Source organism: Candidatus Williamhamiltonella defendens, assembly GCF_900699045.1.
Classification (GTDB): Bacteria; Pseudomonadota; Gammaproteobacteria; order Enterobacterales; family Enterobacteriaceae; genus Hamiltonella; species Hamiltonella defensa_A.
Genome location: NZ_CAADHL010000002.1, coordinates 1 through 23,896 on the forward strand (window position 1 = coordinate 1; position 23,896 = coordinate 23,896).

15 protein-coding genes are annotated in these 23,896 nt (G+C 34.0%); 5 read left to right on the forward strand and 10 right to left on the reverse strand.

Features of this window, described 5'->3' with window-relative positions; translation table 11 throughout:
- Positions 1-1,728 precede the first annotated feature (1,728 nt).
- The gene (locus tag CICURV3402_RS07570) at positions 1,729-1,827 is read left to right on the forward strand and encodes a hypothetical protein (RefSeq protein ID WP_407079069.1); all 99 of its coding nucleotides are present in this window, start codon (positions 1,729-1,731) and stop codon (positions 1,825-1,827) included.
- Between the two features lie 1,676 nt (positions 1,828-3,503).
- On the opposite strand, the gene CICURV3402_RS07575 is transcribed toward CICURV3402_RS07570, so the two are convergent.
- The 5 genes from CICURV3402_RS07575 to CICURV3402_RS03155 all read right to left on the reverse strand — a co-directional run bounded on the left by CICURV3402_RS07575 (position 3,504) and on the right by CICURV3402_RS03155 (position 8,590).
- On the reverse strand, positions 3,504-3,788 hold the full coding sequence (locus CICURV3402_RS07575; protein WP_407079074.1) for a YcbK family protein: 285 nt from the start codon (positions 3,786-3,788) through the stop codon (positions 3,504-3,506).
- Positions 3,776-3,940, reverse strand: coding sequence for a peptidoglycan L,D-endopeptidase MepK (locus CICURV3402_RS07580; RefSeq protein WP_407079070.1), 165 nt, complete (start codon positions 3,938-3,940; stop codon positions 3,776-3,778). The genes CICURV3402_RS07575 and CICURV3402_RS07580 overlap by 13 nt, the downstream gene beginning before the upstream one ends.
- Positions 3,941-4,119: 179 nt before the next feature.
- The gene (gene rlmB, locus CICURV3402_RS03145; protein ID WP_158379827.1) at positions 4,120-4,863 is read right to left on the reverse strand and encodes a 23S rRNA (guanosine(2251)-2'-O)-methyltransferase RlmB; all 744 of its coding nucleotides are present in this window, start codon (positions 4,861-4,863) and stop codon (positions 4,120-4,122) included.
- The gene (rnr, locus tag CICURV3402_RS03150) at positions 4,856-7,204 is read right to left on the reverse strand and encodes a ribonuclease R (protein WP_158379828.1); all 2,349 of its coding nucleotides are present in this window, start codon (positions 7,202-7,204) and stop codon (positions 4,856-4,858) included. Before rnr ends, rlmB begins: the two co-directional genes overlap by 8 nt.
- 66 nt (positions 7,205-7,270) lie before the next feature.
- A complete protein-coding gene (locus CICURV3402_RS03155; protein ID WP_158379829.1) occupies positions 7,271-8,590 on the reverse strand; it encodes an adenylosuccinate synthase in 1,320 nt (439 codons plus the stop codon).
- A 255-nt stretch (positions 8,591-8,845) separates the two neighbouring features.
- Between CICURV3402_RS03155 and CICURV3402_RS03160 the strand changes: the two genes are divergently transcribed.
- The 3 genes from CICURV3402_RS03160 (at position 8,846) to CICURV3402_RS06535 (ending at position 10,602) form a co-directional block, all read left to right on the forward strand.
- Positions 8,846-9,469, forward strand: coding sequence for a TIGR04211 family SH3 domain-containing protein (locus CICURV3402_RS03160; protein ID WP_158379830.1), 624 nt, complete (start codon positions 8,846-8,848; stop codon positions 9,467-9,469).
- A 247-nt stretch (positions 9,470-9,716) separates the two neighbouring features.
- Positions 9,717-9,917, forward strand: coding sequence for a hypothetical protein (locus CICURV3402_RS07585; RefSeq protein ID WP_158379831.1), 201 nt, complete (start codon positions 9,717-9,719; stop codon positions 9,915-9,917).
- Positions 9,918-10,398: 481 nt separating this feature from the next.
- Complete coding sequence (locus CICURV3402_RS06535) at positions 10,399-10,602, forward strand: hypothetical protein (RefSeq protein ID WP_235667618.1); 204 nt, start codon at positions 10,399-10,401, stop codon at positions 10,600-10,602.
- A gap of 1,500 nt (positions 10,603-12,102) precedes the next feature.
- On the opposite strand, the gene tyrP is transcribed toward CICURV3402_RS06535, so the two are convergent.
- From tyrP to CICURV3402_RS06545, 5 genes are all read right to left on the reverse strand, one after another.
- A complete protein-coding gene (gene tyrP, locus CICURV3402_RS03175) occupies positions 12,103-13,233 on the reverse strand; it encodes a tyrosine transporter TyrP (RefSeq protein WP_320410062.1) in 1,131 nt (376 codons plus the stop codon).
- A gap of 98 nt (positions 13,234-13,331) precedes the next feature.
- On the reverse strand, positions 13,332-14,462 hold the full coding sequence (nrdB, locus tag CICURV3402_RS03180; RefSeq protein WP_158379833.1) for a class Ia ribonucleoside-diphosphate reductase subunit beta: 1,131 nt from the start codon (positions 14,460-14,462) through the stop codon (positions 13,332-13,334).
- 35 nt (positions 14,463-14,497) lie between these two features.
- Positions 14,498-16,789 (reverse strand): class 1a ribonucleoside-diphosphate reductase subunit alpha, encoded by a 2,292-nt coding sequence (gene nrdA, locus CICURV3402_RS03185; RefSeq protein WP_158379834.1) that lies wholly within the window; start codon positions 16,787-16,789, stop codon positions 14,498-14,500.
- Positions 16,790-17,097: 308 nt separating this feature from the next.
- Positions 17,098-17,301, reverse strand: a complete 204-nt coding sequence (locus CICURV3402_RS06540) for a hypothetical protein (RefSeq protein ID WP_235667619.1) — start codon at positions 17,299-17,301, stop codon at positions 17,098-17,100.
- 1,464 nt (positions 17,302-18,765) lie between these two features.
- The gene (locus CICURV3402_RS06545; protein ID WP_235667652.1) at positions 18,766-18,915 is read right to left on the reverse strand and encodes a tight adherence pilus pseudopilin TadF; all 150 of its coding nucleotides are present in this window, start codon (positions 18,913-18,915) and stop codon (positions 18,766-18,768) included.
- Between the two features lie 4,588 nt (positions 18,916-23,503).
- Between CICURV3402_RS06545 and CICURV3402_RS06550 the strand changes: the two genes are divergently transcribed.
- The gene (locus CICURV3402_RS06550; protein ID WP_235667620.1) at positions 23,504-23,707 is read left to right on the forward strand and encodes a hypothetical protein; all 204 of its coding nucleotides are present in this window, start codon (positions 23,504-23,506) and stop codon (positions 23,705-23,707) included.
- Positions 23,708-23,896 lie beyond the last annotated feature (189 nt).

Genomic DNA, 23,896 nt, shown 5'->3' on the forward strand with positions numbered 1-23,896 from the left:
ATTATTCACTCTCACGTCAGTGCACACACACATTATCTGATAAATTTTTAAAGAGCTTCTTCCTAATCCTAATATGACCGCGCATTCTACGTACTTATTCTATCCAGTCAACTCCTTTAGTCCATTTATTTAATTCCAATCAACATCTATATGTTAATTAAAGTATGCTCCCAAATTATTGTCTTACCGAGAGATCATTGTACGGGGAACGATCATAACCAGCCGAAACGGCTAGCACATATTGATGAGATTGCTCATGAAAGCTCACTGATGTGGCAGAAAAACACCAATACGGCCAGTGATAGCGTAAATTGCCCTTCAGCTTTTGCATGTCTGGAAATTGACTTTGTTCACAAACATTTAAGTACCAGGAATAGGAAATGATGATCGCCTTTGGGATATGAAATCAATTCACCTGGTTTGGTATGCTTCAAATCTATATAACCCATTAAAATTTAGAATGCGTTTGCAATAGCTGAGTACCAAACAACACCGCTTATTGTATAAGCGTTTTTTATATTTATAAAAATATCAATTAGCATTTCTATACATTAAAAAATACATATTAAATAATATTTAAAGCACAGGGATTATTATGAATGCATCTGATGATCTGGGTAAAAATTAACGATAACTCTATTATATTAGTGACTTAAATTTATTTTTTCTAAATATTTTTAATATGACTATATTTTCGCAAAATAGCTAACTTGAGTAAAATACATGAAAAATTTAACGAAATGATACTTTTTATTTGAAAAAAATTTTAATTACTTAATTTTATTAATAGTTCTATTTTAAAATATTGCTGCTTTTTAGCTTACTCAAATGAAGTTTGGTAAAAGATAGATCGGAAGAACTATGACTTTCAAGAATTTCTTTAATTAATTAATGCTAATATCTATATATATATTAGTGCAACTATTGAACACAGTAATTATACTATCTGCTTCGATAATAAGATAGATATTACTTTTAATATCATTATTACTATGTCTATTTTTCTCACTTGTGATGAAGGTTATAAAACTTCTTTTAGGTAGTTTGTCCTCTCTATTGCAAATCTAATTATTCGACATAGCCAAAAATCATTGCTTATTTGGCTATCATACCACCAGTTAGCACGTGATATTATTTTGTTTAATCGATCTCGATACCCTGACCCCGGGTGCGGCATTAAAATGCTGATAGATCAAATTTGATACTGGTAGGAAAATTTATCAAAAATAGGTCAGGCTACACAAGCGGCTTTAATGATAAACATTACTGTAGGCCGGCGTTTTTAAAAAGTAGCTTAAACATATAAGATACCTGACTATTTTGAAGGTGAAGCTCTTAGGAAATATTCTATTGTATAAAGCACTGGATAATAGTAGTAAATTGCATGGATTTATTTTAACATATGACTGTCGATTTTATTACCCGTAATAATTTAGCTAAACGCATTTTGTATCGCACTCTACCAATCGCTCAGGATTATGCTATAGACACTGGATTTTTTGGCGAAAACACCCGAGAGATAGTTCCTACTGGAGGTCTATTCTCTACTCAATTATTCCATAAATCAAGCGCATAACGCTCATTTGCTTGAAGGATAGCTCAATTCGCTACTTGAGTCGATGAATTTTTTAAACCGATGCAATGTATTGCAAAACTGATTATAAAAAAATTTTGGGCTACTGTTTTGCAAGATTCTGTTGTTGAACCAGTACTGACGACCTTGAGAGATTGTTAAGAAAAACGATTTTTTATTCACGCTGTGTTAAAATACATGCAAAGGTTATCGGCACCTACCTATATCGAGAAAAACGAGTATCATCGTTGTGAAATAAGACCTTTTTAAAATTTTATTTATTTTAACAATTTTAATATTAACAATTTAAATAATTTATTTTGTCAATATTGACATATTTACTTTAATATTTTTATTAACGAGTCAAATCTTATGACAAAAGATATATCGAAAACATTTAAGATGAATTTTACTAGAATTTTTCCATTAGATTTGAGTCGTGAATCTTCTAAATCTAGATTATTATGTGATTTGAGTGGTAGTTTCAATAGAACAATAACATGGGATCCACAACAGAATGTTTCTCAAAAAACATAGCATATTATTTCTCTATCTGACGTATATTTTAGAGCATCTATTAAATCATACAAAAACATTTTCAGAAGACTCTTGATCAAGAGTTATTGACTGATTCAAAATTACAAAATAATTTTTAAAAACCTTAGCTTGAAAAGATCAGCAACAAGAACATTGAAAATATCTGATGTTTTTTGAACTCATTAAATTCTCTGTCAACGATCTCGAGAGAAACAGCTTTTGCTGGCACGAGTTGCAGCCTTTTAGGCCTTATTTTTGGAAAAATTACCAACTCAGTAGCAACTGTGAATGATCGTTCAATGATTAATTATTTAAGCGATTTAACAAAAACTAACACGAATAACACGGATAAGTTTTGTAAAAACCCTGCTCAAAGATACCAATCTTTACTCAAAATCCATAAATGTAGATTGATAGCAGGTATATTGACATCAGTTATAGGTATCCAGATTGTTATTGTGATAATAGCCGGCTTTGTTTGCTCTATATCTGTTCTAATTTCTTTGGGTATATTAGTAGAAGACTATGTTTATTTAACAATGAGAGTAGGCTCACTCCAACAAAAACTAACGCGGCTATTTGAAGGATCTAAATCTACAATAAAGTTATTTTTTCATATAGGAACGAAATACTTCAGAAGATTCTAGAATACAATAAGCTCGATAACAATAGTGTTTTTTAAAGAATATTTAAGAAAAGTTTGAGAACGAAATCAATAAAGAAATAAAAAGCGATTATGAACACTTTCAGGACTCAAAGTTATACTCAATTTTATATAAAATCATAAAAATAAAAACACGATCAAATATGGTACTGCAATATTAGACAATTCAGTACCCTACTTTTAAGTATAACATTCAAGTAGTAAAAACACTGTTTTAGGCAAGCTAGAAAAAATGGGAAATAATAAAACAAAAATAATTCTAAAAAACTTTTTTTACAAAACATAAGACTTCTTTAACAAAAGAACAGATAGTAAATATGAAAATAATCGAATAAGATGGTATAGACTGAAGTTCTATTTTACGTGGTAAAACTGTAGACGTTATTAAACAAAATCTCAATCAAGAATTACGGTTGTTTGATAAGAAATATTATTTAATACCAGAAGATGGTAAAAATAAGCCGTGAAATATTCATAGAACGAAATAAAAATGATGCCAAAATTTGAGCTTCATAACCTTTATCTTTTAAAACCTCAGTTTTTAAAGATTACAAATACTATCTGCTATCAACATCGAGAATTCTGAAAATGTTTAGATAAAATCGATCCACCCGGCAAGTGAAAGGGGGTTGTTAGGTTACTCAGTGTGATAAAGAGAAGATGTAGATCTGTATGTTTTTATCGATGACATAACTTTTAGTGACAATACTTTTAGATTACATCAGAGCTCTATTGATATGATGACCAGTTTCGTACTGGACTAGTATCAATATGAATAAAATAACTTTTATGATAAAAACCTACTCCCCCTACATTCATTCTTAATGCCGCTTTATAAATTTTGTTCGGTGGTATGCCTTCAATATAAAAATCTACAGCACGACCTAAAGTATGAAATCTGTTTATAGCTACAGCAGAGCTGCTCTTTCTTAATAAATTATTGGTTTTTTGTTCGATAATCTGAAATAAGCTGTATCGGTTTACTTGGTATCCAATATATTTTATAAAAGATATAGTTGATTAAATAATTGAGTGTCAATAGATAATAATTTATTGACTCTAAAATCTCGAAATATATAATTTAAAAGAGACAGCCATTTTTTATTATATTTGATTCTATCAGAAAACTCTATTTTAATAAATTCTCCTGTATGAGTATGATTCATTTGCAGTATTCTCAGCTTCGGACGGGATGCCGTTAACACCAAATGAGATAACAGGACCGATCCCTAAAAAGCGTCTCCTAAAATAAACTACTTCCGTTGATGTATATCTATTTTATCTATAGTTATCTCTGTGAATAATATCAATATTAAATAACCTTAACGACCTATAAAAATGGAATTCATATCTTTGTCATATTGCGTTGACGTACTGCTTCAAACAGACAAACACCAGTAGCAACCGATACGTTTAAAGAAGAGACCATGCCTAGCATGGGAATTCGTATTAAATGATCACAATGCTCTCGAGTTAAACGACGTATCCCTTTTTCTTCGGATCCCATTACTAAAGCCATAGAGCCTGTCATCTTCGCTTCATACACCGTTTTTTTTGCTTCGCCTGTTGTACCGATAATCAAAAGATAATATTCCTTCAATATTCTAAGAGTACGAGCCAGATTGGTAACCCTAAACACGGGAATATTTTCAGCAGCGCCACTAGCCGCTTTTCTTACAGTGGCGTTTAAAGGAGCACTCCGATCACGTGGCAATATGACGATTTGTACTCCGCTGGCTTCAGCAGTACGTAAACAGGCCCCTAAATTATGAGGATCAGTGATGCCGTCTAATACCAAAACAAAAGGGATATCCAAGCTATTTAGTAAGGCTGGTAACTCATTTTCTTGATATTGATGCGCAGAACACACTTCCGCCATGATGCCTTGGTGGACGCCGCCGCCAGTTTGAGCGTCTAAGTATTGGCGCGAAGTGAAAAGAATACTCAGACCAGCCGATTTGAGCTCTTTTACCAGAGATTGAAGACGATAACTGTCATTATTTTGTAAAACAAAAATTCCCAAAAAACGCTCTGGGTGATGCTCTAAAAATGCTTTAATACTGTGAAAACCATAAATAATATTACTCATCATCTTTCTTAATAGTGGTTTTTTTTGGATTGGTGCTCGCACGCTTTTTTTTAGGGGGCGTTTTCGTACTTTTCATTTTGGTTTTTTTTGCGTTGTCTCGGTCAGTTTTCCCTTGGAGTGGAGGTTTCCTGTCACTGGAAACTAAAGAAAAATCAATTTTACGTTGATCCATATTCACCGCCTCTACCCTAACTTTTACTGTATCCCCTAAACGATAAAGGATCCCTGAAGATTCCCCTATCATACGTTGCCCAATACTGTCATAACGATAATAGTCGTTATCCAGACTAGAAACGTGCACCAAACCATCAATTAAAAAATCATCGAGACGAACAAAAAATCCAAAACCAGTCACGGTGGTGATGATTCCTATAAAGACATTCCCAACCTGATCATGCATAAAATCGCATTTTAACCAATCAGCCACATTTCTAGTCGCTTCATCAGCACGACGTTCTGCCATGGAAGCATGTTGGCCTAGTTCAAGCATTTCTTCATAGGTGCTGTGCCAACCTCCAGTCGGTGTTGAGCGTGCTTTGAGAGGATCTTTTTGCTTCGTATTTTTTTCAATCGATGTCTTACAAAGGAGATATTTAATTGCTCTATGCGTCACTAGATCAGGATAACGACGAATAGGGGAAGTAAAATGCCCATAAGAGCTTAATGCCAAACCAAAGTGCCCTCTGTTCTCGGGATCGTAAACCGCCTGCTTCATAGATCTCAGTAGCATAGTTTGCAACATTTGTTGATCTGGGCGATCTGCTATTTTACGCATCAGTTCTGCATAATCTTTTGGTTGTGGTTTAAGATCGCGTCCTAATGCCAAACTTAGTTCACCCAAAACGCTGCGTAATCCTGTCATAGCATCGTCCGAAGGACGATCGTGGACGCGAAAAAGTACTGGCTCTTTCTGTTTTTCAATAAAACGGGCAGCGGCAATATTAGCTAGAATCATACATTCTTCGATCAATTTATGTGCGTCATTTCGTAATACAGGCTCAATGCGTTCTATCCGCATTTGCTCATTAAAAATAAATTTGGCTTCTTCTGTTTCAAAGGTAATCCCTCCGCGTTGTTCTCTTGCACGATCAAGCATTTGATACATCGCATAAAGCTCTTCAAGATGAGGGATAAAAGCTTGATATTGATCACGTAAGCTTTGTTCACCATCAAGGATGCGCCATACTTTTGTGTAAGTTAAACGTACGTGTGATTTTATAGTGGCTTCATAAAATCGATAAGATGAGAGTTTACCTTGCGCAGAAAGCGTCATTTCACAGACCATGGATAAACGTTCCACTGATGGATTGAGTGAACAGAGTTTATTTGATAAAATTTCAGGTAGCATCGGAATGACTTTAGAAGGGAAATAGACTGAATTACTGCGATTTTTTGCTTCATCGTCCAGTGCGGTATTAGGGCGAACGTAATAGCTCACATCTGCAATCGCCACCCATAAACGCCAACCCCCTCCTCGTTTTTTTTCACAATACACCGCATCGTCAAAATCACGGGCATCTTCACCATCAATGGTCATTAAAGGTAATGCTCGCAAATCAACTCGTCCTTGTTTAGCCTCCTCGGGAACCTCTTCCTTTAATTGGTTTATTTCTTTTTTTATTTCATCTGACCAGAGATAAGGAATTTCATGGGTACGTAGTGCCATCTCAACAGCAATGCCTGTACCCATATTCTCCCCTAATATTTCAATAATTTTACCTACAGCTTTACTGTAATATGTCGCGCGCTGAGTGAATTCTACCACTACCAGAAATCCTATACGGGCGCGTTGAGCATGTTCCGATGGAATCAAAATATCAAAGCTCAACCGGGCGTCATCAGGCACAACAAAACCGACACCGGCGTCGACAAAATAACGACCGACAATCTGGCTTTTTTTGGGTACCAAGACTCGCACAATCCGTGCTTCCCTTCGCCCTTTACGATCAAAGCTCACGGGTTGCACCAGAACGATATCACCATGAATAGCTTTTTTCATCTGTTCTGCAGAAAGATATAAATCGTCTTTACTCCCTTCAACACGTAAAAAACCAAAACCATCACGGTGGCCTATCACCGTGCCTTTTAATAAATCTAAGCGTTCTGGCAATGCGTAACATTGACGGCGAGTAAAAACCAATTGTCCATCACGCTCCATAGCTTTTAAACGACGCCTCAGGGCTTCCAAAGACGCCTCACCTGATAAATGCAGATCATTAGCCAACTCAATACGGCTAACAGGCGTTTCACGTTGAGCAAGGTGCGCTAAAATAAATTCTCGACTAGGAATGGGAGATTCGTATTTCTTTGCTTCACGTTCAAAGAAAGGATCTTGCGACATCAAAATTTCTCCTTCGTTGTCTATTGTCAGTACAATGCCAAAAACGCATTTTGTAAAAATTTTAGTTTATCTTTTTCTATTTTTTGTCATTTCATCAAATGGGTGTCGCAAAATAATGGTTTCTTCACGATCGGGTCCAGTAGAAATAATATCTACCGGGATACCAGTAAGTTCTTCAACACGTTTGATGTAATTTAGTGCCGTTTGAGGCAACTGGCTCTTCTCTTTAATGCCAAATGTGCTTTCTTTCCATCCCGATAAGGCTTCATATATAGGTTCGACTTCTGCCCACTCATCCCTTGTAATAGGGGTACTCATGGTTTCCGTGCCATCAGTTCTTTTATAACGTACGCAAATTTTAACGGTTTTTAGCCCATCCAATACGTCCAATTTGGTCATACACAAACCAGAGAAAGAATTCACTTGAACCGCTTGCCGCAAGCTGACGGCATCAAGCCACCCTGTACGGCGGATGCGGCCTGTCGTAGCACCGTATTCATGACCTTTATCACGAAGAAAATTCCCTGTCTCATCATTAAGTTCGGTAGGGAAAGGGCCTGCTCCTACACGAGTTGAATAGGCTTTGACGATCCCTAAAATATAGTCAATATACAAAGGACCAAAACCAGAACCTGTTGCGACGCTCCCCGCAGTGGTATTAGAAGAAGTCACATAAGGATAAGTACCATGATCGATATCTAAAAAAGTGCCTTGTGCGCCTTCAAATAGTAAATTTTCAGCCTTTTCTCTGGCGTGGCTTAATACTTGCGTGACGTCAATCACCATATTTTTTAATATATCGGCAATGCCCCATATACTTTCAACAACACGCTCGTAGTCAACCGGTTCTGCTTTATAATAATGGACCAATTGAAAATTATGGTATTCAATGACCTCTTTAAGCTGTACTTCAAAAGTTATTTGATTGAAAATATCACCTAAACGTAACGCCCTCCGGGCGACTTTATCTTCATAAGCAGGCCCTATTCCACGGCCGGTGGTACCAATGGCTTTAATCCCTCGCGCTTTTTCTCTTTGATTATCCAAAGCAACATGATAAGGCAGGATCAGTGGACAAGCGGCAGATAGAAATAACCTGTTACGAACAGGCACACCTTGCATCTCAAGTTCTTTGATCTCTTTGATTAAAGCATGAGGCTCTAAGACTACGCCGTTACCAATAATATTGATGGTGTTATTGCGCAAAATGCCAGAAGGGATTAGATGCAAAACCGTTTTTTTACCCTTGATGATTAAGGTGTGGCCGGCATTATGCCCGCCTTGATAACGGATAACATATTTTGCCCGTTCAGTCAGTAGATCAACAATTTTACCTTTACCTTCGTCACCCCATTGTGCTCCAAGCACGACTATATTTTTACCCATGTCAAAAATCACCTAATTGCTTAAAAAAAGATTCTAACATTTGATTTTTATGCTGACAGCACTTTATTTGTTTTTTTAAAAAAATTGAAAATCCAATAGATTTAATGATGGCCGGCTTGATGAAATCTTTTATAAAACCGTATTGAGGGAAGTCAATTCAAATGAGCTTATAATGATAAGCGCGTTGCATCTGCACTATTAAACATCTACTATTTATCGTATTTCCAGTTATATTTTAATGAAAACGATGACATCATGAAAAAACGACATTGCATCTATCTTGTGATATTGAGTTTATCTCTCTCTTTAAGTGCACAAGCAGCAGAAGAAGAACGTTATATTTCAGATAACCTAACGACCTATGTTTATAGCGGTCCTGGGGATGAGTATCGTATCCTAGGCGTATTAAAAGTAGATGAACCCGTCACTTTATTGGACGCCCAGACTACCAATCAGTATGCTCAAATTCGCGATAAAAAAGGACGTGTTTTTTGGATCCCTGCGAAGCATCTCAGCACAGTACCAAGCCAACTTTCACGTTTACCCAACTTAGAGCAGATAATTAAAAATTTAACGGATCAATTAAATGACACTCACCATCGTTTGAAAGAGCGTAGCCAAGAAATACAAGCAAAAATTGCGTTCAGTGAAAAATTGATTGAGGGGTTAAAAAATGAAAATACAGGATTAAAAGAGCAGCTTACTATCCGCAATCAACAGATCAACGAAGTTCAAAATAAAACAAACGCCGATAAAAACAACATCATGATGAAATGGTTTACTTACGGAGGAATGGTGGCTGGCACAAGCTTTATTTTTGGTTTGCTGCTTCCTTTTTTGATTCCTCGTCGTAAAAAAAATCACCGTTGGATAGATTAGGTCATGTATTTGATATTTGATCGGAAAATCTAGGTTTTAGATAAAAACTTAATATAAGTTAGGTGATCATTTTTTGATAAGAAATGGAGTAAGTAGCTTATGTAAAGATAATTATGAAGTTCGATTATTTTATAAATCCCCCCCCTCTTTAATGGCATACTTCCTTTTTTTTATCTTTTATCATCCTCAAAAACAGAGATTATTTTAAATATTTACTTTGTTAACAGTACCATATCATTAAATAGACATGACATCTTTCACAGTGAAGGGGAAGAAATCGACCTCAATGATTGAGGAAAGAGGTGAGTTACTGTGTAAAAGTGTAGTGTGGGATGATAAAATGGTACATGAGCCTATTTCTGAATGTATTACTCTAGGGAATAAACGTAAAACATTCAACCATAACTGGTTGGATACTGCCAATACGTTATTTAAAATCTCCTTTTAATCATCCTCACTTTACTCAAAATTAATTAATTAATTTAAATGAATCTTTCATGCACCTCGTTTATTTAAAGCGCTTTTTTCTGTGTCTGTAAAAATAAATGAGGTATTTTCTTCTTATAAATGCATGTATATTCTGTTTTTGTGCCATTTGAGGTATTTTTGGACGCTTTCCTTGGAAAGCAAATGAACTTTATTTTTTTAATATCTCTTAGAATATGGTTATTCACAACGCATGGCTTGTATCGCATGTGGGTGATTTTCCGTTTATAGAAAAACCTCCATGCATGGCTTGGATAGGTGCCTTTTTTATAAAAATTCTGCTATTTTTACCTGCTCATGAATCATCGCGATTCGTGGTAGTACTCTATATTTGCATTATAGTATGGGGGTTTTTTATCAACATCTCGTTGTTTGCATGAAGAGAGTAGTTGCAAAAATATTTCCAAATTTGACCAAAATACACATGCCAGTCGAACTGAAAAATGAATACTCTGTGTTTATTAGTTAGCACATTAGGTTTTGTTGAAAACATTCATAAATGCACAGCAGATCTTGGTCAATTGGTTGTGGCAATGATGGATTTGAGTACACTGATTCTTGTTGCATCGCCTACTTCAGAAAAACGTCCAAGCTACTATAATAGTTTATTTGGCTCTGGTATTGGCGTTTCATTTGCATCAAAATGATGATTTATTCTTTATATTTTTATTTAAATTTTTGTATTTTTCGAGTTATTTTTCTGATTTTCGGTAAATTCTTTCGTTGAATTTTCCTTTTTTACTACTTTAACCGTCTCTCCTTTCCTGCTCATTTTGCGTGGGTTAATTTATCAAACTCACCCAAATGTATTTAATGCATAGTTTTGGGCCAATAACATCGGGTGTTTTCAGGATTAGAACGGTTAGATGGCAATGATGTGACTTATTTTAATAAATTCGTCTCTATATTGTTTAAAGGAGCCCTGGCCTCTCTTTTTTCATTATCAGGGTAAGCACTTTTATTATTTCGCTTATTATGTTCTTGGTCTTATAAAATTCAAACAACTCAAGAAAAAATTTTATATATCCGGCAATAAAAACACGAGGCTACTATGTCGATATTTTTTGATCACCGGTTTATGCACTCTGTGGGTCTCATCCTCTATGCGTTATCTTTATTTGCTCCTAATCTTACCTACGATTATTTTAGTCGCACTGCCTTTTTTACATTTGATGAAATCAATAAATTTAAAATGGCAAAAAGGATTAAATATTTTCTTTTTTTATAACGTTATTAATCATATTGATGACTCGGATCAATTTTGGTTACAATGGTCAATCCACGTTACTAGGTCTAATATGGCATAATGTGCGCGATGTTTATCCTCTTTTTTTCGTGTTACATACAAAATGTATGCTGGTGTCGCTAGTATGCTTTTTAAGCACACTGCTAGTGCCGTGTCGTTCGGTAAACAGATAAAAAACTTGTTCCTATAATTGTAACCTTGCCATACTGTGGTCTACGACGGCTTTATTCGTGATACCTCGGATTGATGCATCTCAAAGCTACGAATAGAATTTTGTATCTATGAATTCCGTCATGGCTAATCATAACGGATGCATGATAACAGGGAAATTAAATGAATCAGCACTTGGGATGCTTTAGTACGTAATAAGAAAAGCCGGTATTCAATGACATTTTTTGAAAAAAGTATTCAAATATCACTGAAAATTCTATATTAGACCTTTTTAAAAATCGCAGCGAAAGCTGTAAATTGGACTTACCTGAATCCATAACGCGGCCACTGGGAGGTGTACTAAGGTAGATCGAGACGGCAAGCATACTCGTTTATTAGGACAGGTAAAGGAGAACTTACAACCCTCCGCCGATTTTTTAACATCGGTCCTGTTACTGTGTTGCGCATTTCTTCTGGCTCTAGATGAAATTAAATTGCCACAAAAAATATTTCGTCCATCTGGACACTATTTGGAGTGGGGATCGCATGACTGATGAAAAAGGATTTACCTTGTACCATAAAGGCCTCTGAAAACCCTAATGTAATGGCCTCTTCTTACTGTTCCTCTAGTTGCTTTACGTCGAGGTGGCCGTATTAGAACTGCTTTTATCGAGATTTAAAACTTTGGATTTACCCTGTGGGTAAAAGGAATTTCGAAAAAGACAGGATAAAAACAATCCCCTTTTGTCATTCATAATACGACAGAATCTATCTGAAAACACATCATGGCAAAACCACAACCTAACACTAGGAGCAACCCGGGTTTACCGCCCCATACCTTATAACTTCCTTGATATGTTTTTCGTACTTTCCATACCATCAGTGCAGGTAATATGAGAGCCAACACAGCCAATGCAACAGCGGAAAAACCTAATGCCATGATAAAACCATTCGGATAAAAAAGGGCGAATATCAGTGGAGGGGAAAAAGTCATAACGCCTGTTTGGAAACGCCCTTTGGCGGTATTGCTTCTTTTAAAAAGATCGGCCAAATAATCAAATAGCCCTAATGCAGCACAGAGAAAAGACGTCACCAAGGCGAAATCGGAAAATAAATGTAATGTCACTTCAACATGAGAAAAATTCAATACAGTGCGCGTAGCTTCTAACAGCGCGTTGAAACCCATTTTTTGGGCTAAAATACCGATAAAAGTTTCAGAAGAAATGCTACCTAAAGTTACGAGTTGCCAAAAAATATACGCGATTAACGGGATGGCACTGCCCATAATAAAAACGTAGCGCAGTTTACGAATATGACCACCCATATAATGCACAATGCTGGGGATACTCCCGTGAAAACCAAATGAAGTGAAAATAATCGGGATGGCTGAAAGGACAAAACCTTGCTGTAAAGGTAACGTTAAAAGATAGTTGATGCGAATATGCGGGGCCATCGCCGACAGCATCAGTATTAAAAAGATAATTTTTGTGCTAAATAAAATTCGGTTAAAAAAATCGACGGAATGCGTCCCTACACAAACTACTGCTCCACCCAGCAGGGTAAAAATCAAAACACCAGCAACGCTAGAAAAAGATTGCCCTGTCCATTCTCTGATGGTAGAAGCAATTAATTCCCCAGCGCCGCTAATATAGGCCGAGGTTAAGGCATACATTAAAAAGAGCATGCTAAACCCAGTGATTCCATAGCCGATCTTCCCAAGATAACATCTTGCAAGTGCTGCTAATCCTGTCTGGATAGGATGATGTTGGTAGACTTCCAGAAACAATAAAGCGGTGTAAGACATTAATAACCATATTAAAATTAATATCAGCAAGGTGGCTCCAAAACCTACGCCTGCGGTGGCCAATGGCATAGCCAGCATGGCCGCTCCGATAGTCGTTCCTGCAACAATTAAAATACTGCCTAGGGTGCGATTTTTCACTTTCACTTCCTCAACCAATTTTTTAATATTTATTTTTCTTAAAGTTTAAAATCTTTCAGATCGTTTGAATCTATTTGAGCATCAATTTGCCCCACCAAATAGGAGCTGACTTCAACTTCTTGAGGGGCAACCTGTACATTATCTGAGACTAACCAACTGTTAATCCAGGGAATAGGATTAGTTCGAATGCTAAACGGTGCGTCGAGTTTCACGGCTTGCATGCGGATGTTTGTCATATATTCTATATATTGGCAAAGAATATCTTGGTTTAAACCAATCATCGAGCCGTCTCGAAACAAATACGCTGACCATTCTTTTTCTTGCTGAGCCGCTAACAAAAATAAATCACTACATTCTTGCTGGCATTCTTGAGCGATTTCAGCCATTTCAGGATCATCTTTCCCTGATCGCATTAAATCCAACATATGCTGAGTTCCCATCAGATGTAGCGCTTCATCTCTAGCAATGAGCTTAATAATTTTGGCATTGCCCTCCATCAATTTACGTTCAGCGAAAGCAAAAGAACAAGCAAAGCTAACGTAAAAACGAATGGCTTCAAGTACATTGACACTCATCACACATAAATAAAGCTGTTTTTTTAACGTATGTAAATTGACTACTATGGTTTTGCCATTAACTTGATGGGTGCCCTCATCTAATAGATGGTAATAGCTGCTCATTTTGATCAAATCATCATAATAAGCAGAAATATCTTTTGCCCGTTTTAAAATCTCTTTGTTGGTTACGATGTCATTAAAAATACAGCTGGGATCATTAACAATATTTCTGATGATATGAGTATAAGAACGAGAGTGAATGGTTTCTGAGAATGCCCAAGTTTCTATCCAGGTTTCAAGTTCTGGAATGGAGATGAGCGGGAGTAACGCGACATTGGGGCTGCGGCCTTGGATGGAATCTAATAAAGTTTGATATTTGAGATTGCTGATAAAAATATGTTTTTCATGTTCAGGTAAAGACTGATAGTCAATACGATCACGGGAAATATCAATTTCTTCTGGACGCCAAAAAAAAGACAATTGCTTTTCAATTAATTCTTCAAAAATGGGATACTTTTGTTGATCATATCGAGCAACGTTCACCGTTTGACCCAAAAACATAGGTTCAAGTAATTGATTATTTTTTTTCTGAGAAAAAGTGGTATAGCCCATTCCATAACTCCATTGTAGGTTTTAAAACCGCTCTTTTAAATTTTACAAGCACCGCTGGAACACGCATCATCCATCGATAGATTTTCTTTGAGATCACCACCCTGCACATCATCTGCACCATCACGTGTATTATGATAATACAGCGTTTTAATCCCCCATTTATAAGCGGTTAAAAGATCAGTTAATAATTGTTTCATCGGTACCTTACCGTTAGAAAAACGCTTTGGATCATAATTCGTATTAGCAGAAATCGATTGGTCCACAAATTTTTGCATCAACCCCACCAGCTGAAGATACCCATCATTATTAGGAATATTCCATAACAGCTCGTACGCTTCTTTTAAAGATTCATATTCTGGAACAACCTGGCGCAAGATACCGTCTTTTGAGGCTTTAATGCTGACATAACCTCTCGGCGGTTCAATGCCATTTGTGGCATTAGAAATTTGTGATGAGGTCTCCGAAGGCATGAGAGATGACAGCGTAGAATGACGTAAACCAAACTTCAGAATATCTTGACGCAAAGACTCCCAATTATAATGCAGTGGCTCTTGGTGGATATCATCGAGATCTTTTTTATAGGTATCAATAGGCAAAATGCCTTTAGCGTAATGGGTTTGATCAAACCAGGAGCAAGCCCCTTTTTCGCGTGCTAAATCATTAGAAGCCCGAAGAAGATAGTATTGAATGGCTTCGAAAGTACGATGGGTTAAATTATTGGCACTGCCATCAGAATAACGAACTCCATTCTTAGCTAAATAATACGCAAAATTAATCACACCAATACCCAGAGTGCGGCGCGAAACCGCGCTTCTTTGTGCCGACGGAATCGGGTAATGCTGATAATCTAATAAGGCATCTAAGGCGCGCACAGAAAGAGTGGCTAATTCTTGGAGTTCGTCCAAGCTGTTGATGGCACCCAGATTAAACGCCGAGAGCGTGCAAAGGGCAATTTCTCCTTTTTCGTCATTGATATTATTAAGCGGAGCGGTCGGTAAAGCAATCTCTAGGCACAGATTAGATTGCCGAACGGGCGCGACTTTGGGATCAAAAGGGCTATGCGTGTTACAGTGATCCACATTTTGGATATAAATACGGCCTGTTGATGCCCTCTCTTGCATCAGTAGAGCAAAAAGTTCGACCGCCTTAATCTTCTTATGACGAATGTCAGAGTCGGCTTCATATTGTACATAGAGCCTCTGAAATTCACTTTGATCTGAGAAAAAAGCCGCATATAAGCCTGGTACATCTGAAGGACTAAATAGCGTGATCTCTTCTCCTTTTAACAACCTCTGATACATTAATTTATTAAGTTGCACGCCATAATCCATATGACGGACTCGATTGCCTTCAACGCCTCGGTTATTTTTAAGAACAAGCAAACTTTCGACTTCAAGATGCCATACAGGATAAAAAACAGTGGCAGCGCCACCCCGTACCCCTCCTTGAGAGCAGGATTTGACCGCGGTCTGAAAATATTTATAAAAAGGAATGCAACCGGTATGAAAGGCTTCACCGGAGCGAATAGGGCTGCCCTGCGCACGGATAACGCCCGCATTCACACCGATCCCTGCACGCTGTGAAACATATTTGACAATCGCGCTGGCAGTCGCATTAATCGAATCCAAACTGTCGCCACATTCAATTAAAACACACGAGCTAAATTGACGAGTTGGGGTTCTGACACCCGCCATAATCGGCGTAGGTAAGGAAATTTTAAAGGTGGAGATCGCATGATAAAAGCGTTTGATGTAATCCAAACGTGTTAAAGCTGAATAACGAGAAAATAAACAAGCAGCGACCAAAATATATAAAAATTGTGCACTTTCATAAATTTGCTGATTCACGCGATTTTGTACTAAATATTTTCCTTCTAATTGCTTGACTGCAGCGTAAGAGAACGTCATATCTCGCCAGTGATCAATACATTCATCCATCTGTGCGAATTCATCTTCACTATAGTCTTCCAAAAGATGGGAATCATATTTCCCCATTTTAACCATTTTTGAAATATGCTCAAATAAAGGGGGGGGCTCAAAACGGCCATAGGCTTTTTTTCTGAGGTGAAAAATAGCAAGACGGGCGGCGAGATATTGATAATCTGGCGCTTCACAAGAAATTAAATCAGCGGCCGCTTTAATCATGGTTTTATGAATATCTTCAGTTTTAATGCCGTCATAAAACTGAATTTGAGAACGTAATTCAACCTGAGAAACCGAAACATGATTGAGTCCCTCAGCTGCCCAATTAATCACCCGGTGAATTTTATCCAGATCAATCGATTCTTTTCGTCCATCACGCTTAGTCACAAGTAAGCTGTGGTTCATTTTCTTGTTACCTTTAAAGAAGTCAAAAACGTTTTATGAAAATAGTTCAAATTAAAAAAAGAAAATTGAGTTAAAACACAAGATATAGTGCTAAAAAATTTTTTTTATAACAAAATAATGATAAATCGCCGATCTGGCAAGTGAACAACTCGAGGAATTTGTAGATAACCCAGTGTATAATGACGTGGATAAACACAAGAACTCAATGACAAACAGGAGATTAGCGTCAATAAAAAAAGACAGTTTTGATAAAAGATGTCTCTTTTCGAGATGAAAAGGGTGTGTCGCATTAAAAAAATAACATTAAATTAATGTAAAACATTAGTCCCTATAGGATCATCTCCACTGGCGTTAAGAATTTGTTGAAGCTCCTCATCCACATTATTTAAATTATTATAATTATGCATATGTTTTCTCCTATACACTGTGGTTTCTAATAATTGGGCTTTCAATTGACCTGCCGGTACCGATGCAATACATCTTAATGCCACTATTTTTATTTTCTCGCACATGCCTGTTTCAACGAAGCTATCAGATATGTTTAAGGTATTATTGCTAAAGTGTATTCGTAAAACTCTTTTATTGTCATCATTAATCGCTATGAGGCGAGCTTACTCCGTATCAGATATGATAATTAATAATTATGAAAATTTCATTTTTTTCACGAGGTAGAGGAATAGGATCTCTATATAATAGAGAGGCTACATAAACGCTTATCCAGTGAAAAACTAATGACATTAGAATCCGTCATGGAAAATGGTATTTTGTTTACTGTTTTTACAAAATCAATACTTATTGCTAATAACTTCTGTTTATTGAGGTGCTTTAAATGCAGCATGACAAAAATTTATGTTGTCATCATTAGGTTTTAAAAGAAAAACAAAAGGTTGAAAACAATACTGTCTTTCTTTCATTCCCACCGAAAAAGGCATGAAACCCACTTTATTTAAGGGATTCATTTCTAAAATAGTATTTATTTTTTATCAACACTTTTTAACCCATTAATTTTTTGTCTTGTCTCCCAACTCATGTGAAGTGGATTTTCTATCATATGACGATAAAAACTAAAAAAGAAAACAACATCCATAGGTTCTTCCTGATACACTGTTGGGCTGCCGTTTTACCTGAAACATTCATTGTTGCAAATGAATTAAAAATATATGAATAAGCATTTCTTAATGTAATGGTATATTTTTTAAATTATTTTAAGTAGAAGAAGTAATTTCAATACTTTCATTAGTTGCTGTTGTTGAATGAATAAAAGACTCAATATGACTGTGTGTTAAAAACGATTTCGATCTCCTAGCGTTCCAGAGGAATCGTCATTATCTTTCGCCGTGAATATTAAACTCGTTTATTCTAAAACTTGCTCTTCTTTAATTTTTTCATTAATTAAACGACAGTATTCAAAAGTGGTATAAATTAAAGTAAAAAACAGAAAATCTGAAAAAATTTTTTATAGGTTGAGCTTCCTTATTCAATAAATACAATAATCTCAGTTTTTGATGATACGCAACATTGTTATTGTTTTTTCTTAAAATTTAAAAAAGAATGAGAGAGCCAGCATCATGGGAGAGGAGAACTTTATCTCTGATAAAAATGGCTCTGGAACACGCTTAAATTAAAATCCGGGGGGATACAAATAGTCACTCGATAAAACGGGATTCATTCATGATTAATGCCTATCCCCCTTTTTTAACAGAGCATGACCTCTTTTTTGTTCTTTCGATCATTTAGATGATCGCCATCATCGCCTTCAACGATTCTGTAGGGAAGCAAGATGGTATACCTTGAGCACTACTTAGCGGCCTCACGAATGTTTGTGTGTTTTGTATCTGAGCTCGTCCCTGTGGCCTGCGGATCATCTTCAAAATAAGGAGATTATAACACCAGCGCATTGCGCGGATTTGTTAAAATATATATTATTATATCGAAATAATTCGATTGCGACACGTACTAATTGATTCGCGCCCCTGTTAAAAGAGGCTGTCTAGCAGCATATAAACGGTTCTTTCTTTTAACTCGCTTGAAAGCGAGTAAGCAATAGCATTGAATCTTCCTATTATATTGATGTATTGCACTATGGTAGTTAATATAAAAAATAAAATCACAAAAAATAAAGTCATCAGAAACAATTCAACTGTGATGCCTCCTTGTTTATCATGAACAAATAAAAACGTTGATCTTCTTGAACAAAAAGCACCTCACGAATTAAAGTAAAATTCACTAGAAAAATGGGTAATAAAAAAGGTTGATATCTATATTTCAGTTTATATTGATCCAATGAATTACTGTTGGCATAGAAGTCATGAGGATTACTGATAAAATCGTTAAGACTTAAATAAAATTTCAGATTTAAATGCCCTCTCGTGTCAAAAAAGGACTTAGTTGAGTCTTTTGTTTTGCTAATTTAGTTGCAAGTGTTGCTTTGTAATTGACCTTTAGAGTATTTTGAGCTCTTTTAATCGATTTTAAAATCGCCAGATTAAAAGAGACCCTTTTGATGAATGAATGGACTGATTCAAACAAGAGAAATATAAGCTCAATCAACATTAACAGACACAATAAAAATTGTGTCACAACCGCCTTTTCCCTGACAAGAAAAAGTTGATGTACAGACGTTTTTTCATTTTTTATCTTTAATTGAGAGGTGTGGTTGAGAGATTTGACTTAATACTTTAAGCAGCTTATCTGGATTATCAGATATTTTTTATTTCAATTATTTTTTGCATAAGAATTATCTTTTATTTGAACTAAGTAAAAAATTTAATTATGTATTAATTTTGGATCTGTATTACCTTTTAGATATTCCGGTAAAAGAAAAGAAACGACTTTTTATAATCTCTCTTTTAAATAGCAAGCACGGCAAAATTGTTTAATACAGTAAAATTTGAAATAAAAAGATCTCAATATTGTTTAAAAGCGTTTTCTGCTTTTAAAAATTTCCCTATATTGGCTTATGCAATACCATATAAATTAAACTATTCCGCACTTTTTATATTATTTCAATATATTTCGATAATAACTTGATCTTCTTCATTTCTATCTTTTTAAATTAAATTTTTCACATGTAATAAATAAATTTTTTCATATTTTTCAAATAATGAGATTTTGAAACAAGAGATTATAGATAGTATAAAAAAAAATCGTTATCTCCAGATAAACAATAAAACTCTGATGCTTGTAATCTGAATGTGCTGTTTTCTTTTTTGTAAAAGAATTGAGATATAAAGACATTAATCAGAAAAATTTTTGATTAAATTTTGATTTAATAAGAACACTTTTTTATCTCATCTAGTTGATAATCTTTCTTAGTAGAAGCTGCACAGACGGTAAGTAATATTAAAATTGTAGATAAAATAATTTTATTTATTTTATAGCTCATAAAAACGGATTTCCTAAAACAACCATAAAGCAGTTCAGGATATCATTAATATCATAAAATCAATAAAGATCAACAAAAACAAAATCAATGTTCATTTTATGAATAACTTACTTCTTTTTTCTTCAAATTCCATTAATTGCATTTCTTTAATATCGGTTGAAAATTTCATTAAATGCTCATATACGGAAGAACCGAAATCAATATTATTCTGCACTGCATTACAAAACATTTTTTTCTAAAAAGAAACCTCCTGATGCAATGTTTCTATTGCATTTTTAAGACCATAGACTTCTGCGTTACGAACTCATTTCATGATTAATGAAGGAGTATCCTGATTAATTTTATAAAAATTTTCATCACTATAATTAGTGGATTTTCTATCGTCATTCCGGCGTGAATACGAGCTGATATCATATCAATAAAAAAGGAAAACAAGATAACATAAAGCGAGTTTTATGAAAACTAATACTTTTAATTAATAATTAATCAAAACCAATAGAAAAATATTACTTATTAAAAATAGCGCAATTAATATATTTTTTGAGTATTCAATTTTAAAAATAAATATGATGAAAAAATCAAAGAAAATAGCCTAGCGATACAAAGTATGCTCTTATTTTTTCTAATAAAAACCTATGATTTTAATTATAGAATAAGTCATTTTTTAATTCAGGTTGTTTGAGTTTCAACCTTCTTGTCATTAACTTTTTTATAAACCGATGTTCTTCTTTTTATCAAAAAGAATAAAACAATATAATAAAAATAAAGAAAATCATATTATATTGCTTTCCTAAAAATATTTCTCATTATAAAAACGTCAAAATATTACTTAGCAATCAATAATAAATAAGAAATAATTATTTTTCGTTTTTCATAAAACATTTTTTGAAAAGATGAAGTATTAATAAAATAACTGAGCAAAAAATATAATAGATATTAATGTAAACACCTATATAGACATTCTTATCTCCCATGTCATCTCCATTTTTCTTTTTTCATTTTATTAGAATTTGTAACAATGTGGATTAATCTATGCATTAATTCTCTTAATTTTAATTTGAACTTTCTACAGTTCTGTAGTTGTAAAGAAACCTGATCTCAAGGATGGAATAAATTAAGTAAATACTAATTTGTACCTATCTCACACGTATAGGTCATTTTCCCTGATGCTAAATTAAATTTTATAAAATCTGGATTTCCCGCTTATGCTATCATTTTTCTTGTAATATAAGCATTTTTTCTAAATTATTTTTAATAAAAACCCTTTAATTGAAGCCAAAGGAGATAAGTTGCTTTTCACTAAAAGGATAGATTCAGGAAGTTATTGATGACTCAAAATACAATTTTTATTATTTAATAAATCCACAATCACTATCTTTTTTTGCTTTAGCCAATAAACTAAACACTGTATTTTCACTGATCACATTGGTGGTATTAGTGATAAAATCTTTTTATCTTCTTTATTATATGTGAGTAATCCAACACCACAAATCACAATTATGAATATAAAAGATAGTAAGACTACTATATAATTCATTTTGGTTTTATTCCCTTTTTTGTAAACAAATGATTAAAAAAAGTAAAAATACTGAATAAATAATACTTAATAAAAATCCTAATGAAATATACACCCCATAATAAATTTATCTTTTTATGTTAGAAAATAAATAAATATTCTTAAAAGTAGAACCAATAAACTACAGATTGAAGTGTAAAATATAAAATGTAAAATTTGTAAACGATTTAAACCAAATATTAAGAAGGTTATTAATTTAATATCCTAACCGCTCATCAGTCCAAGAATAAAAATAAAAATATATCAATAAAAAATCAAAGTACTTAAAAAGTGATTTTGATTAAAAAAGTACACATATAAAAGACTTGTTGAAGTAACGATGAAGAGTAATTCATTACTAATGAGGAGATATTTTATATCGGTGCAACAAACAAACGATATTTTACAAAAAAATGATTTAAAAACGATAATGTTTCCATATAAAATATTTTATTAAATAAAATACTTTCTTAAAACTTAAAAATAAAATATAAAAGATTAAAACTCTTACTTTAAATGTAATCGCAATTCTATTGTATATAGTGATAATACACTTAAAATTTTCAAGAAGATAATCATCTACATTTAAAAATTTTTAATCTATCTAAATTATGGACTGCTCTAATTTTTAGCAATATTCACAAGTACTAGTACTATAACTAGAACTAGTAATAACTTGGATCTTCTATACACTATTTTTAATTAATTTTTCCAACGGTACCTTAAGAACCGTTCCTAATCCGACTAAAACACCAATAAGTATGACATACTTTAAAAACGTCAATCCACGTATATTTTTTATAAATTACATTAATAAGTTTTACAAAAAATATATGGTTTAATAAGAATGTTTCTTATTATTTTCTCTTTTACATATAAGATAATAAGAGTTTATATATTATTTTGTTATATTCATAAATTATACTTTTTATAAATAAATTTTATTTTTAATACGCTTAATTTATTTAAAAATGAGTTAATCTCAAAAAGATTTATTAATATTTTGTGAATTGGGTTTTAAAAAATAAAATAAATAATAATTTAAAAAATCTACATCATTCATCAAGAAATATAAATGAATTTTGATAGCACTATTAATAAAATTAATATATTTCCATATCAGTAAAAATATATTTTTTATAATCTAATTTAAAGAATTATGTTATTATCACTGAATCTATTTCAGTTGAGTATTTAATTGAATCATTCATAATATGCATTATTGTGAATATATATGTTACAAGGATTCAAAATAATGAAAAGCGTCATTTTTAATTGGATTAAATTTGCTCTGCTTTAGTTCATGCCATGAAGCTGAAAATTTGCTACAAGTTTATCGGCAAGCAAAAAGCAGTAATACTGATTTACGTAGTGCGGCAGCAGAACGAGATATCGCATATGAAAAAATAAACGAATCACGTAGTTCCCTGTTGTCTTAGATAGGTTTAAGTGGTGTTAATGGTTATAAAGAAGGCTGGAGAAGTAATACAAATTTAAAATCTAATAAGCGATCGCTGCATTACAATTAATGAGAAACTCTTTTTAATATATTACAATAGCGAGAAATGACGTTTCATCAAAAATCAGCGGGTATCTAAGAGGTTGATTTTCAAGTCAAAGAGCAACAATTATTACTGAGCGCCGCAACGGCTTATTTTAACGTATTGAGAACTATTGATATCTTGTCCTTTATCAAGTCAAAAAACAGTAATTTATCGGAAATTAGATGATAATAACATAACGATTGAACGTTGGATTAGTTACAATCACAGATGTGCAAAACGCACGTGCTGATTATGATATGATTTTAGCTAATAAGGCGAAATCTCGTAATGAGATTGATAACGCTTTGGAAGCATTGCAGGCAATCAGTGTAGGTGCTTATGCTTCCTTAAGCACTGTTAATGTGGATCGATTTAAGGTTTCTCACCCCGAGCACGTTAACCAGTTCGTTAAAGAAGCAGAACAAAAAACTTAAAATTACTAGTTGTTCGTCTATCTCAAGATTTCGTGCGTTATCAAATTAATTAGCATAAGCAGGCATATGATAACCCTGAATTTAAATGCTTCCAGTGAATTTAGCAACATCTACAAAAGAAAAGGGCCCTAGAGTGACAAGAGTTATCACTGGGAAAATAGCGTGAGTATTAATTGAGATATTCCACTG